Annotated in this window: 10 protein-coding genes; 3 read left to right on the top strand and 7 right to left on the bottom strand. The window is 52.9% G+C overall.

What is annotated here, in order from left to right; genetic code table 11:
• Nucleotides 1-53 precede the first annotated feature (53 nt).
• The 4 genes from BLT02_RS03810 to BLT02_RS03795 all read right to left on the bottom strand — a co-directional run bounded on the left by BLT02_RS03810 (nucleotide 54) and on the right by BLT02_RS03795 (nucleotide 4,265).
• A complete protein-coding gene (locus BLT02_RS03810; RefSeq protein WP_092991733.1) occupies nucleotides 54-653 on the bottom strand; it encodes an FHA domain-containing protein in 600 nt (199 codons plus the stop codon).
• On the bottom strand, nucleotides 646-2,466 hold the full coding sequence (locus BLT02_RS03805; protein WP_175453674.1) for an FHA domain-containing protein: 1,821 nt from the start codon (nucleotides 2,464-2,466) through the stop codon (nucleotides 646-648). The genes BLT02_RS03810 and BLT02_RS03805 overlap by 8 nt, the downstream gene beginning before the upstream one ends.
• Before the next feature lie 146 nt (nucleotides 2,467-2,612).
• The gene (locus tag BLT02_RS03800) at nucleotides 2,613-3,527 is read right to left on the bottom strand and encodes a peptide arginase family protein (RefSeq protein WP_092991729.1); all 915 of its coding nucleotides are present in this window, start codon (nucleotides 3,525-3,527) and stop codon (nucleotides 2,613-2,615) included.
• 102 nt (nucleotides 3,528-3,629) lie between these two features.
• Nucleotides 3,630-4,265, bottom strand: a complete 636-nt coding sequence (locus BLT02_RS03795) for a TFIIB-type zinc ribbon-containing protein (RefSeq protein ID WP_092991727.1) — start codon at nucleotides 4,263-4,265, stop codon at nucleotides 3,630-3,632.
• A 304-nt stretch (nucleotides 4,266-4,569) separates the two neighbouring features.
• Between BLT02_RS03795 and BLT02_RS03790 the strand changes: the two genes are divergently transcribed.
• Both BLT02_RS03790 and BLT02_RS03785 read left to right on the top strand, forming a co-directional pair.
• The gene (locus BLT02_RS03790) at nucleotides 4,570-5,010 is read left to right on the top strand and encodes an HD domain-containing protein (RefSeq protein WP_092991725.1); all 441 of its coding nucleotides are present in this window, start codon (nucleotides 4,570-4,572) and stop codon (nucleotides 5,008-5,010) included.
• Nucleotides 5,011-5,234: 224 nt separating this feature from the next.
• Complete coding sequence (locus BLT02_RS03785) at nucleotides 5,235-5,795, top strand: rhomboid family intramembrane serine protease (protein ID WP_175453673.1); 561 nt, start codon at nucleotides 5,235-5,237, stop codon at nucleotides 5,793-5,795.
• Between the two features lie 146 nt (nucleotides 5,796-5,941).
• Here the strand turns inward: BLT02_RS03785 and BLT02_RS17700 are convergent, their stop codons facing one another.
• Both BLT02_RS17700 and BLT02_RS03775 read right to left on the bottom strand, forming a co-directional pair.
• Nucleotides 5,942-6,961 (bottom strand): LysM peptidoglycan-binding domain-containing protein, encoded by a 1,020-nt coding sequence (locus BLT02_RS17700; protein WP_092991721.1) that lies wholly within the window; start codon nucleotides 6,959-6,961, stop codon nucleotides 5,942-5,944.
• 162 nt (nucleotides 6,962-7,123) lie between these two features.
• Nucleotides 7,124-8,428 (bottom strand): NCS2 family permease, encoded by a 1,305-nt coding sequence (locus BLT02_RS03775; RefSeq protein WP_347474891.1) that lies wholly within the window; start codon nucleotides 8,426-8,428, stop codon nucleotides 7,124-7,126.
• A gap of 396 nt (nucleotides 8,429-8,824) precedes the next feature.
• On the opposite strand from BLT02_RS03775, the gene BLT02_RS03770 reads away from it, so the two are divergent.
• On the top strand, nucleotides 8,825-10,999 hold the full coding sequence (locus BLT02_RS03770; RefSeq protein ID WP_175453672.1) for a SpoIIE family protein phosphatase: 2,175 nt from the start codon (nucleotides 8,825-8,827) through the stop codon (nucleotides 10,997-10,999).
• A gap of 264 nt (nucleotides 11,000-11,263) precedes the next feature.
• Here BLT02_RS03770 and BLT02_RS03765 read toward each other — a convergent pair whose 3' ends face one another.
• Nucleotides 11,264-12,544 (bottom strand): acyltransferase family protein, encoded by a 1,281-nt coding sequence (locus tag BLT02_RS03765; protein WP_092991715.1) that lies wholly within the window; start codon nucleotides 12,542-12,544, stop codon nucleotides 11,264-11,266.
• Nucleotides 12,545-12,599: the final 55 nt, after the last annotated feature.

Here is a 12,599-nt window from a genome sequence, read left to right as displayed (position 1 = left end):
TGTTGACCATGAAACGCGAAACATCCCGAGGCCGGCCGGTAAGGGCCGGCGCTTCAGAATTTGAGAAGCAGACGGTTGTCTCCGAAACAGATTATATCTCCTCCGGTGAGGGCCATGGGTTTGCCGCTTACCTGAATGGATCTGGCCCCCCGCTGCAGCTCTGTCGGATGATCCATACTCAGAGACTCCACGCACAACTGGCTGCCGTTGCGGAAAATGCGGCACTGGTGTTCCACAACATCCGGATTATCAATACTGATCGTATTGTTGGGGCCTCTCCCGATCAGGATACCGTCCGAGACAGGCAGGAGGAATTCCCTGGTCAGCATCTTTGACTGCAGGGATATCTCGACCATCTGATCACGCGTCCCGCCCTGCTCTGCAGGAAGCGCGCCTCCATCATGCACTTTGTAGGGATAACTGCGGCCGAACTGGATCCCCTCCCGCTCCAGATAGGCGGGGTTGGAGATGCGTTTTGTCAGCCTCCTGCTCTCCTGCTCCCTGAAGAACAGCATTTCGCGTTCTTTTTTCGCTTTGCGTCTTCGTATCGTCAGGATCAGGAGGACAATGAGGAAAAGGTCCAGGGACAGCTGCAGGATCAGGAAAGTATGTGACATCACAAAGTCGATCACCATACGGATTAAGCTACTCATATCGAACCCTCAGTTTGATACTGCCGACACAGATCATATCACCGTCAAAAAGTTCCGCAGTATGCTCCACCGGTTTATCCTGTACACTTGTACTGTCTTTGTGTCCCAGACTGTCCAGAACAGCTCTTCCCTGATCCATCCTGATCAGGGCATGCCGCGCGGCAAGCAGGGGATCATCCGGGAAGGCGACGTCACTGCGCGCCGCAGAGCGTCCGATCACCAGCTCCTGGCCGTTCTGGATCCTGTAGATCTCTCCCGGCCGCTCCGGATCGAACAGGGTAAGGACTCCGTCGTCCTGCTCCTGCTCGTCAGGGGCCTGTTCCTTTGGCGTTTCCTTGTGGCCCGCGGCAGGCCGGGTGACCTCCTGGAAGGGCACATCGGACTTCCTGCGGTCCTTAAAGTGAAGATAGAGCATGAGCAGGGCCAGGATACAGGGCATCAGCAGGAGCTGGACATATTTATTGTCCAGGAACCTGTCCAGAGGGGTCTGGGGAACCGGTTCTTCCTCTTCTTCCTTCTCTTCCTCCGCCTTCCTGCCTTCTTCCTCTGCTTTCTTCCTCGCTTCTTCTTCCTCCAGCCGTTTCTTCTCGGCCTCCTCCCTTTCAGCGCGAAGCTTGTCATTGAACTCCTTCATTTCCTTCGCGGTCCCCCGCGGCATGATCATGGAACGTTCAATGGTATAATCATTGCTGGCGGTATGGACGATGAGGCCTACCCCCTTCTGACTGCCGTCTTTGAGCTCGGACGGCAGGGAAAAGCGGAAATAGGTGATATCGTCTCCGTCTGCCCGGATCTCGTCCGCGATCTCAGCTGCCTCCTCCGCAGTCTCATAGTCATCCATGGAAAAATAGGGGCTTCCCGTGATTCTGGAGAGCGCGAACAGCTGATCCAGGATATCCTGGGAACATTCATAGAAACAGCCGATCGTATAGATCGGGCAGCAGCCGTTTTCCGCTTCAACCAGTTCAAGCAGTTCCTGATAGGTCATGCCCAGCCGGCTGTCATCCGTCCCGTCTGAAACAATGACGATGCGGCTGTAGTCCGTCTCGCCGTCATTGACCAGCTCCCGGATCTCATCGTACAGCACATTTCGCAGACTGGTCTTCTGATCATGAAAGGTGATCCTGCTGACCGCCAGACGCAGCTTGTCATAATTGTCTGTATAGTCCATGATCGTCACGGACTTGTCGGCGAATGTCTTGATCGCGAACCGTTCGTCATACTGATGATTCCATATGAGCCTGGTCAGGATAGCTTTGATCTTTTCCTGATTGGGCCTGGTGCCGATCGACTCGGAGTTGTCGACCAGGATCAGGGTCTTGGGAGCCAGCCCCTCTCCATCGATCAGCCGTCCCGCCTCAGAGACCTCTGCCTGCTCGGCGCCGATATAGACCTCGGCAGACTTGACCCTTCCCTCGATTCCACGCACAAACCATGTGATGCAGGGATTCTCGGGAAATGTGTCAATCTCCGCAACGGTCGACTCTTTCGTGTCGGAATCGGATGCATCGGAATGGGAGGTCAGAAGATTTTCCAGTATGGTTTCCCCGTTCAGTGCTCCCGGTTTGTCTTTCCCCGGCAGCCCGGACTGACCGCTCTGACTGTTTCCCTGACTTCCATACCCGGGCTTTGTCCTGGCTTCGGCCGGCATGACCATTAATGCCGGGATCATGACGCACATCAGAAAAAAAGCCCGGAGACGAAGAAAATTCAGGCTGATCCCGCGGCAGGATTTTCTTTTTCCCTGTTTCGGGCCGTTCTTTTCGAATCTCATCGCTTTCATGGAGTGCTGTCGGTTTACGCTTTTTTTCATGGAGTATGACCTTTTCATTAAACTTTTTATCAAAATAGACATTCGCAACGTTACATAGTCAAAACCTGGTCAGGCTGTGACCAGATAACGTATCGTCAGGAAGGTGTGGGATCAGGTCCTGCGGTTCGGTTAAGTGACATTTTATACTAAATGTATAAGAGCGGAAAGCATTCTTCCAGAATTCTTGTGAAATTTTCCTGTACATATGCAGCTTTTTGAGCGGGAAGGTAACCGGAGCGGACAGACCGGCATATATCAATGGCCAGTGGACGTATGCCCGTGTACCGGAGATAGTAGAACAGGCGCTGTATACGCCGCAGGATCACTGTATCGTCAGGCACCGTATCCTGTGGATACGTCTGTGAAAGGTACAGCCAGTACTTTCCTTCGTCCCGGGTCACATCGATGATCCGGGAGGGAAGGATCCTCAGCGGATGATCGCGGTCATTCACAAAAGACTGATAGGCATCCTCTGTGATCTCGATCCTCCTGGGCTCCCCGAAGGAAGTGGAATCATCCCAGCAGAAATAGTCCAGATCAACGTCCAGGACGACGCCCGACCCGGGGAATCTGTCCGTATCGTTGAGGCCTCCGTATTTAACCTGACAGGTCAGGGACCTCTCTCCGGCATTTTTTCTCTCCGGGATCAGCCAGGGGGCGCCGGCGTGCCAGTCCCGATCCTGCCCTGCCTTTGACCGGTCTGTTATTTTGAGACATCCCCTGCTTCCCTGCATCAGACGCAGGTCTGTGCTGGTGCTCCTGACAGGGGCAGGGACAAGTTCCTTGAGGATATGGATGGTATCAAAGGTTCCTTCCCACATGGCAGGAACGATAAAATCCGCAATACCGAGACACCGGTCGGTAAAGTCGAGCGCCTCCTGCGCATTCTGCGGCATAGAGGTAAGATCCCAGTCATACCCCGGGCACTCCATGTCATCGTGGTGGTCGATATGGAGCAGGTAATTGCCTGAGGGAGGGACCGCGCCCATGTCGATGAATCTGTGCCAGTGATAATAGGCGTCCCGGTGCTCCTCCATGAGCACGGTAGGTATTTTCTGCATGTCCGGACTCCGTCGTGTCACTTTAAGTTACAAGCCTGCCGTTTTAACAAGCCTTTTGTTTTACCTCTCGTTTTACCAGGCTTGTTAAAAAGCTGTCTTTTTTTACAAGCCTGTAACAAGTCTTCCGTTTTTGTCCACTGTGATCTTGGAGTCGCAGTAGGGGCAGATCCTGCTCATACCGTAGGGGACCGTAATATTTGCGCCGCAGTTGGGGCACTTGATCCCGACCGAGGAGACATTGACATTGGGATCAAAGTCCGGATTCAGCAGATCTTCCTCGCGCTCGATGTGCATGTCGGAGACGGATCCGGGTTCCAGAGCCGCCTTCCCTTCGTAAAGACGGATCGCGACGGTGCTGCCCAGGGGGTATTTGCTGCGGTCTGCTTCTCCCGTGTTGACAATGGCTTCACAGATCTCTCCCATGCGGTAGTAGCGGATTACCAGAGCGAGAGCCGGAGCTCCGTTGATGGTCACGCGCATATCCGGCCGATAATCCAGGATCTTGCCCAGATAGGAAGAACCTTGTTCCAGAACTTTTTTATCCTCCCTGTCCATGCGGAATCCGATCACTGCAAAAAGACCGCCGATCCCGCAGAACATGACCAGGAACATGACACCCATGAAGATCATAGGTCTTTCTGTGCTTCCGAACCCTCCGGCCAGCATACCAATGCCGACGACAGCCCCGATCACGACAAACAAAATACCGATAAACTTAAAAATTGTCGTTGCTTTCATATTTTTCCTTCGTCCCCTCTGTGCCAGAGCAGGGACCTGCTTCACTGCCCTGCCCGGTTATAGGCAGATAATATATTCTTTCTGTTCTTTTTTTGGTAACAGTTATACCGGCCATCGCATTACCGCGTTTATTTTATCAAAATGAAGGAGGATTTTGTAGATGTACCGCCTGTTATTTTCCCGGTTATTCTCCCGGGGGTATGCCCAGAGACCGCCAGAGACCGAAGATCTGCAGGTCTCTTGTCAACAGAAATTATAAATGATACCATTCCACAGGAAGCGCAATTGATAAAGAGGACGTCTGATGAAAGAGCATGACCGGTTATTTACAGAATTAAAAGAAGACTTCAGGATCCAGAAGATGAGCCAGTACATTCAGCACGGAAAGGTAAGCACCTATGACCACTGCTGCAGGGTGGCGGACCTGAGCAGCAGGATCAACCGCCGCCTCAGGCTTCACGCGGATGAGGAGACCCTCCTGAAGGGTGCCATGCTCCACGACTATTATCTGTATGACTGGCATGAAAAGGACGGGGGAACGCACAGGCTGCATGGCTTCAGGCATCCGGAGAAAGCCGCCCGGAATGCCGACAGGGACTTCGGTATCGATGCCAGGACAGAACATGTCATTCAGAGTCACATGTGGCCGCTGACCCTTCGTCACATGCCCCGCAGCCGCGAAGCCTGGATCGTCTGTCTGGCAGATAAGTACGTGTCGCTTCTGGAGACCCTGTTTGAAAGGTGAAATGTAAAAAAATACTCTGTATTGACTTGTCGAAAATGCTGCTCATGGGACGATCGTTTCAAAACAGCCGTTTTCAATTAATTCTTTCAAAGATGAAATAGATATTGAAAGATTAAAAGACACCATGAACGCAGGCCCGGCACCGGCAGAGGGAGAGAAGTACAATGCCTGTTGTGTGCTATTACGACACAGAGGCCCGGTACCGACAGAGGGAGAGAGGAGCAATGAAGCTGACAGCAACCTATGTCTTGATCGGAATCAATATTGTTATTTTCCTGCTGGAGACGTCGCAGGGTGGTTCGACGAACAGGGACGTCGCCATGAAGTTCGGGGCCCAATATACCCCTTACGTCAGGCGCGGACAGTGGTACCGGCTGATCACATCCATGTTTCTTCATTTCGGCTTCATCCACCTGCTCTGCAACATGTATTCTCTGTCCAATCTCGGACCGGCTCTGGAGAGGTTCTTCGGGATCCCGCTTTTTCTGGTTCTGTATCTGATTTCCGGACTTGCGGGAAATCTGTTGAGCTATTATAAAGAAATCAAAACCGGACAGTACAGGCTGTCCGCGGGAGCTTCCGGGGCGGTCTTCGGCCTTCTGGGGGCTTATCTGGTCTTCGCTGTTCTGCCGGGTTATGGAGGGGTCTCCCTCTACGGGATCCTGCGTGTCCTGGCGATCAATGCTTTTTATGCTTTTTCAAACAGGAGCATTAATGCGATGGCGCATCTGGGAGGTCTGATCGCCGGAATAGTGGTCACGGCCTGCCTGTTGCTGGTTCTATAACACAGAACCGGGCGGATCAGCCTCGCGCAAAGAAAAAGGTTCATCCGCAATAACTGTCCATTGCGGATGAACCTTTTTTAAGCCTTGTGGATAAATCTGTTTTTACTGTGGATAAATCTACTATTCACTGTGGATAAATCTGGTTTTTACGCGGCATTCGGGATCTTGAGTTCCTGGCCGGGGAAGATAAGGCCGGGATCACTGATCTCTTCCTTATTTGCTTCATAAATCACATTCCATTTTGACCCGTCTCCATACTGATCCTGTGCGATATTCCACAGGCTGTCTCCGGAGACGACTTTGTAGGTCCTGGTCTCAACAGCGGCAGCAGTTTCTTCCATGTCGGACTCAGCCGCTTCCGTGCTGTCTGCAGTTTCCTCAATATTGTCTGCAGTTTCCTGTGCATCATCCTCAGCTGCGTCTGTATTTTCTGCCTCGGTCTCTGAGTCTGCCGCCTGCAGGACTTTTTCTTCTATATCATATGTATCATAATACATATCATACAATCCCAGGCAGGCATCCATTCCGGGATTTGACGAGAGCGATTTTTCCAGGACTGTCTGCCAGGAACCATATTTTTCATACAGGGACTCCGGTGTCGGCCCGTTCTCATTACCATAGGTATCCAGATTGCTTTTCTTTACTTTTTCAAGTCCCTGGGGGTTGTCCTTGTAGGATTCAAGGCGGATCTCGTTTCTGCGTGTACTGACTGCCCGGGCGATTTCTTCGACATTTTTTGCTTCCCCGAGCATCTGCTCGATCATTCTGTACAGTTCCTTGAACGATTCATGGTAAGCGAGACGGTCCTGCCTTGCGCTTTCGACCAGAGCTGCGTCCGACCAGTCCGCGTCCGCGTACGCTTTCAGACGCACGGAATCGGGCCTGGGGGAGTAGCCGTACACAGCGTCTGGGTTGACCATGATGTCCTCAGCCGCCTTCGGGTTTTCCATCGGGTCGTGCTCATAGAAAAAGGCGGCGGCTTCATCCGGGGAAGCTTTTTCTGCGCTGTCTGCTGTGGCGGAAGTCTCCGCAGCCTCTGCCAGTGTGGAACCGGCTGTGGCTGCCAGGGAGCTGTTTTCTCCGGCTCCCCATGCCTGTAAAGGTGCTGTTGTGATCAAAAATATGGATGCAAAGCACAGTGCCAGATATTTTATGTATCTACTCATTTTGATGCCTCTCTTTTCAGGGCTTTATTTCAAGGCCTTTTCAGGAACATTTATTTCATTTGTTCTTTAGTTTATCCCAAATGACGTCCAAAATGCGCCTGTCTGCAATCAGGGACAGGGCACGGGACAGCCTGTTCCTGTGTACTCCGTAAGATTGATCCGTTACAGAAGGATATACTTGAGCACGAACAGGACGGCGAGCAGGTACATCAGGGGAGACATATCTTTGGTCTTGCCCGTAAGGACGTGGAGCACGACATAGGAGATGATGCCCATGGAGATGCCTTCGGAGATGGAGTACATGAAGGGCATGGCAAAGATCGCGATGTAAGCAGGGATGGCTTCGACTGGATCATGCCACTCGATCTTTACGACCTGCTGCATCATGAGGAAACCGACGATGATCAGTGCGGGAGCTGTCGCGAAGGAAGGAATCGCGAGAAACAGCGGGGCGAAGAAGAGCGAGAGCAGGAAGAAAAATCCTGTCGTGATCGCAGTCAGGCCTGTGCGTCCGCCCTCGGCAATACCGGATGAAGATTCGACAAAGGTCGTGACGGTCGAGGTGCCCAGGCAGGCTCCGGCCGTGGTGCCGATCGCGTCCGCAAGCAGAGCGCCGCGGATATTGGGAAGGCGGCCCTTCTCATCGAGCATATTCGCTCTTGAGGCGCAGCCGATCAGGGTTCCCAGTGTGTCAAACAGGTCGACAAATAAAAAGGCAAAGATCACAGAGAAAAAGTTCAGGGTAAACATGTTTGAAAAATCAAGTTTCATAAAAGTGGGAGCGAGCGATGCGGGTGCGGAGAATACACCGGAGGGAATGAGGGTATAGAAACCTGCCTCCGGATTCGGAACGTAAAATCCGACCAGTTCGCACAGGATGCCCATCGCCCAGGTGATGACGATGCCGATCAGGATGTTCCCGCGGATCCTTTTAATGACGAGAAAGGCGGTGACCAGGGTGCCGATCAGCGCGAGGAGGACGGGGAGTCCCTCCGAGCGAAAGATCCCTTCGCGGATAGAATCGCCGAAGGGGAAAAGGCCGACCAGTGTGGTGCTGCCGATGACGATGTGCGCGTTCTGGAGGCCGATGAAACAAATGAAAAGACCGATACCGACGGAAACGCCGACCTTGAGCGTTGTCGGGATCGCGTTGAAGATGGCTTCGCGCACGTTGGTCAGGGACAGAATGATAAAGATGAGACCTTCCACAAAGACCGCTGTCAGAGCCGTCTCCCAGCTGTAGCCCATCCCGATGACAACGGTGTAGGCCAGGTAGGCGTTGAGGCCCATGCCCGCGGACAGGGCAAAAGGCAGGTTGGCCAGAAGCGCCATGAGTACGCAGGCGATTCCGGATGCCAGAGCGGTAGCCGTGAAAACCGCGCCCTTATCCATTCCGGCATCGGCCAGGATGCTGGGATTGACAGCCAGGATATAAGCCATTGTCATGAAGGTCGTGATGCCCGCCATGATCTCGGTCTGGACAGTTGTTCCCCTTTCTTTGAGCTTAAAAAATGATTCCACAGTTTTTCTCCTTTCCTGTTTGTGCCGTGGGCGGGTGCCTGCAAAACATGGTTGGCATCCACACGTCTTAAGTAACTGCTCCTTGGGAAATGCCCGAAGAGCCCCAACTTATTGATTATCATACCACATCCTTCAAAACCATGCCCATTAATTTTGTTTAGACAAAAGAATCATCGTTACAGTGGACTGTACTGTAACCTGGACTAAAACAGGAAAATTCGGCTCCGTGCCGGAACTTGCCTTTTATATAAGGTAAAGGTAGAATAGAATAAATATAAACAGAATAATATAAATAGGAATATAAACAGAAAAGACAAGCAGTTTCTCACGGAGGTTATGGGATTGAAGAAGATATTGGGTTTCACATTTGGCGGCCTGCAGAAAAAGATGATCGCCCTTGTGATGATCATGCTGTCTGTGGCAGTGGTTGTGTTTATCGGGATATCGTTCTATCAGAACAAGATGCTGGTTGATGTCGTGGAAACCACGAGAGTAGAGCAGGAGAAGGCGATCTCCCAGGTCTCAGAGCAGACCATGCACCAGATGATGGAGGGAACGCTTGCCGAAATGACGTCTATGCATGCAAAAAATGCGGACAATGATTTTAAAGAAGTCATTAACTGTGTCTATATGATGCAGACAATGGCGCAGGGACTCTTTGAGAACAGAGCCAGTATTGCGCCTGCGGAGGTCCATCTTCCCGACCGGTCCGAAGACGGAGAAGCCGCCGTCATGGTCCTGCATGAAAAAGGCGTAGATTACACGAAGTCGGAGGATCTGGGAGTCGTCGGGCATATGTCTGCCTCCATGATCGCCATGCTGAAGAATTACGACAAGATCAGCGCCTGTTATATCGGGCTCGCGGACGGCACCCATCTGGCAGCTGATACCAGCACTGTCAACAAATACGACGAGAATGGAAAATTGATCCCCTTCCCGGTGAGGGACAGGCCCTGGTACAAGGGAGCGGTTGAAACAGGCGGTCTTTATTTCACAGGCATCGAACCAGATGCTTTCAGCGGCGAGCCGGGAATCACCTGCTCTGCCCCTGTTGTCGTGGACGGTAAGATCGTCGGGGTCGTCGGAGCGGACGTAATCCTTGATAATCTGAATGAAATCGTCCGTTCCGCCAACAGTGACGGAGGCGGATATGTTTCAATCGTCAGTAAGGACGGAGAGGTGATCGCTTCCTCTATCACCGGGACAGTTTCCGAAGATGAAAACTCCGGTCAGAGCACCAAGCAGGAGGTGGAGCTGGTCCTGAAAGATAACCCGGAACTCGCGCAGATCTATAAAACTGCCCTTCAGGAAGCGACGGACATGGAACTGATCACGGTCAATGACAGGCAGTTTTACATGGCCGGAGCGCCGATGCCCTCAGTAGGCTGGGCAGTCATATCCGCTGTGGACAAAGAGGTGACGGATCTGCCCGAAAAGCAGATGCTGGCCGAATATGCCCGGATCAATGAGGAGGCGAGCGGCAGATTCAGGACAGGCTCGGCGAGGTCGGCAAGGACGGTCTTACTGATCCTGGCAGCTATTTTCGCTGCCGGCGCCGGCGCCGCTCTCTTTGCCGCGGGCAAGATCGTAAAGCCCATCGAGCAGATGACCAGAGATATCATCCGCAGCAGCATGACCGGTGAGCTGTTCAAGATGAAGGATTGTTACAGGACAGACGACGAGATTGAACTGCTGGCGGAGTCCTTTGACGAAATTTCAAGGAAAACAAGGCTCTATATAGAAGAGATCAAGGAGATAACGAGGGAAAAGGAACGCGTCAGCACGGAATTGAAGATGGCCAACCTGATCCAGAGCAGCATGCTGCCGCATATTTTCCCTGCCTTCCCGGACCGGCGGGAGTTTGACCTGTATGCGGCGATGGATCCGGCCAAGGAGGTCGGGGGTGATTTCTACGACTTCTTCCTGATCGACGATGATCATCTGTGCATGGTCATGGCAGATGTCAGCGGTAAAGGTATTCCTGCAGCCCTGTTCATGATGATTTCCAAGGTCATTCTGCAGAGCTGCGCCATGCTCGGACAGTCCACGGCAGAGATCCTCAACAAGACCAATGAAGCCCTCTGCTCCAGCAATCAGGTCGAGATGTTCGTCACCGTCTGGCTGGGTATTATGGAGATCTCCACGGGAAAGGTCTCGGCGGCCAATGCCGGGCATGAGTACCCGATCCTGAAAAAGGGAGACCGCTTCGAGATGTTCAAGGACAGGCACGGTTTTGTCATCGGCGGAATGGATGGTATCAAATATAAAGAATACCAGTTCCAGATGGAGGAAGGCGACAAGCTGTTCCTGTATACGGACGGCGTACCGGAGGCTACGGACGCCGGCAACAACATGTTCGGTATAGACCGCATGATCGACGCCCTGAACCAGGATCCGGAGGCCTCTCCCCAGCAGATCCTCATCAACGTCCGCCGGGCGGTGGATGGTTTCGTGCAGGATGCGGAGCAGTTTGACGACCTGACCATGCTCTGTATGGAGTACAAAAAGAAAGAGTAAAGGAGCGCTGCAACTTTCTGCTTATAGAATATCAACGAGAATATTAACGATAATATTAACCGGGGTATTAATTGGAGTATTAACTGGAATATTAACGCCGGGCAATGCGGGCATCTGCTCACATTGTCCGGCGTTATTCATACATGTTTGCGGGCACCCACCCATGGCCACAAGTATGTTACGATTATAGGAAAGACAGAGCTTCAAGACTCGCCTGTGAGTCTTGCGCGATGAAGGATAAAAGGATGGATCACAAAGTGCGGATCATGAAAAGAGGCGGGGGAATGTAAGGAGTCTTCTGCTGTGTCCTTCATAAGCCGGCGAATGCGCGGAGCGGAGGCTTTTTATCATGTCTTTTACCCTGGTGACTGCGGCGTGCATGACAACGGCCAGGAGCAGGATCCCGGTATAGATCAGGAGGCACTGGACCTCGGGGCTGCAGGCGGCAAAGCGCCAGGGCACGTACATGCGCATAAGGGTCTGTGTCACATACATGGGCAGGCTGATGGATCCCAGATACAGGAAGACAGGATGGGAAAAAATCCCTGCCCTGACCAGGGCGCCTTCCCCGGAGAAGGAGACCACGACGACAACGAAGAGAAGGCAGAAGACCGGCAGACTCCAGATATTGGCCGCAAAGCTGCAAATGTAGCAAAGAGACAGGGCCAGACTGAGGATGGCGGCCGCCGACAGCAGGATACGTGTCAGCCGGCTGTATTTTTTTCCCGAAAGGAAGCGGCTGAGTTCAAATCCCGCCGCGCCCATGGAGATCTCGGCAAAGGCCCGGAAATTGGTCTTGTAGGTAAAAATGAACCACTCTTCAATGTCCCCCAGCGATCCGGTATAAAGAACAAGAACGCACAGGATCACAGCGCAGAGGACCGGCCCGATGACATGCGTGTATGCCCGGTAGAACAGCCTGCAGAGAGGGTAGGCTATGGCGAGGGCGATCAGCATGGAGCTCAGGTACCAGGTGCAGCCGATGATAGGACGGCCCAGACCCAGCCTCTGCAGGAAAAAGAGGGAGGGGATCCGCCGCAGGAAATAGACCGCGTCCAGCCTGCGGCCGGTCAGAAAGCGGACCAGAGGGGTCATCAGACAGGCCGGCAGGTAATAGGGGAAGAGGGCATTGATCTTATGAGAAAGAAAGCGGAGCGTCCGGCCGGGGAGGCGGCGCAGATCGTCCGGAACGGGATTCTCCCGGAGCGGAAGTCCCTGCCCCATGTTCCGGGCAGATTCATGGCAGGGTGCAGACACACAGCCTCTGTCCCGGGCAGTGTCTTTCCAGACGGATTTCGCCATCAGAAACCCGGTCACGAGGAAAAAGAATTCAACACCCAGATTACCGTGGCGAAAAAAAGCGATAGGAACGCCGCCTGCGACGGCGGCGACTTTGCCCTGATCCCACAGATCCAGGTTGATATGAAACAGAATGATGACGGATGTAAAAAGAAAGCGCAGGAGTTCGACAGAGCCGTTTTTTCCTGAAGATGGGGAAGAAACTTTTGCGGTGCGGAGCTGCTGACCGGATGTCGCGGGAACCATGATGACAGATACCTCTATTGTAATGATTTCAGGTGAATGATCTCAGGTGCGGGTC

This window comes from Sarcina sp. DSM 11001, from assembly GCF_900101015.1.
GTDB lineage: Bacteria > Bacillota > Clostridia > Lachnospirales > Lachnospiraceae > CAG-791.
This window is presented reverse-complemented; position numbering and strand designations above follow the sequence as displayed.

What these genes read in the sequence shown, in the direction of transcription:
- BLT02_RS03775 (WP_347474891.1), bottom strand. Translation starts at nt 8,428, where the DNA reads ATGGCGGGCATCACGACCTTCATGACAATGGCTTATATCCTGGCTGTC.
- BLT02_RS03765 (WP_092991715.1), bottom strand. Translation starts at nt 12,544, where the DNA reads ATGGTTCCCGCGACATCCGGTCAGCAGCTCCGCACCGCAAAAGTTTCT.
- BLT02_RS03810 (WP_092991733.1), bottom strand. Translation starts at nt 653, where the DNA reads ATGAGTAGCTTAATCCGTATGGTGATCGACTTTGTGATGTCACATACT.
- BLT02_RS03785 (WP_175453673.1), top strand. Translation starts at nt 5,235, where the DNA reads ATGAAGCTGACAGCAACCTATGTCTTGATCGGAATCAATATTGTTATT.
- BLT02_RS03795 (WP_092991727.1), bottom strand. Translation starts at nt 4,265, where the DNA reads ATGAAAGCAACGACAATTTTTAAGTTTATCGGTATTTTGTTTGTCGTG.
- BLT02_RS17700 (WP_092991721.1), bottom strand. Translation starts at nt 6,961, where the DNA reads ATGAGTAGATACATAAAATATCTGGCACTGTGCTTTGCATCCATATTT.
- BLT02_RS03805 (WP_175453674.1), bottom strand. Translation starts at nt 2,466, where the DNA reads ATGAAAAAAAGCGTAAACCGACAGCACTCCATGAAAGCGATGAGATTC.
- BLT02_RS03790 (WP_092991725.1), top strand. Translation starts at nt 4,570, where the DNA reads ATGAAAGAGCATGACCGGTTATTTACAGAATTAAAAGAAGACTTCAGG.
- BLT02_RS03800 (WP_092991729.1), bottom strand. Translation starts at nt 3,527, where the DNA reads ATGCAGAAAATACCTACCGTGCTCATGGAGGAGCACCGGGACGCCTAT.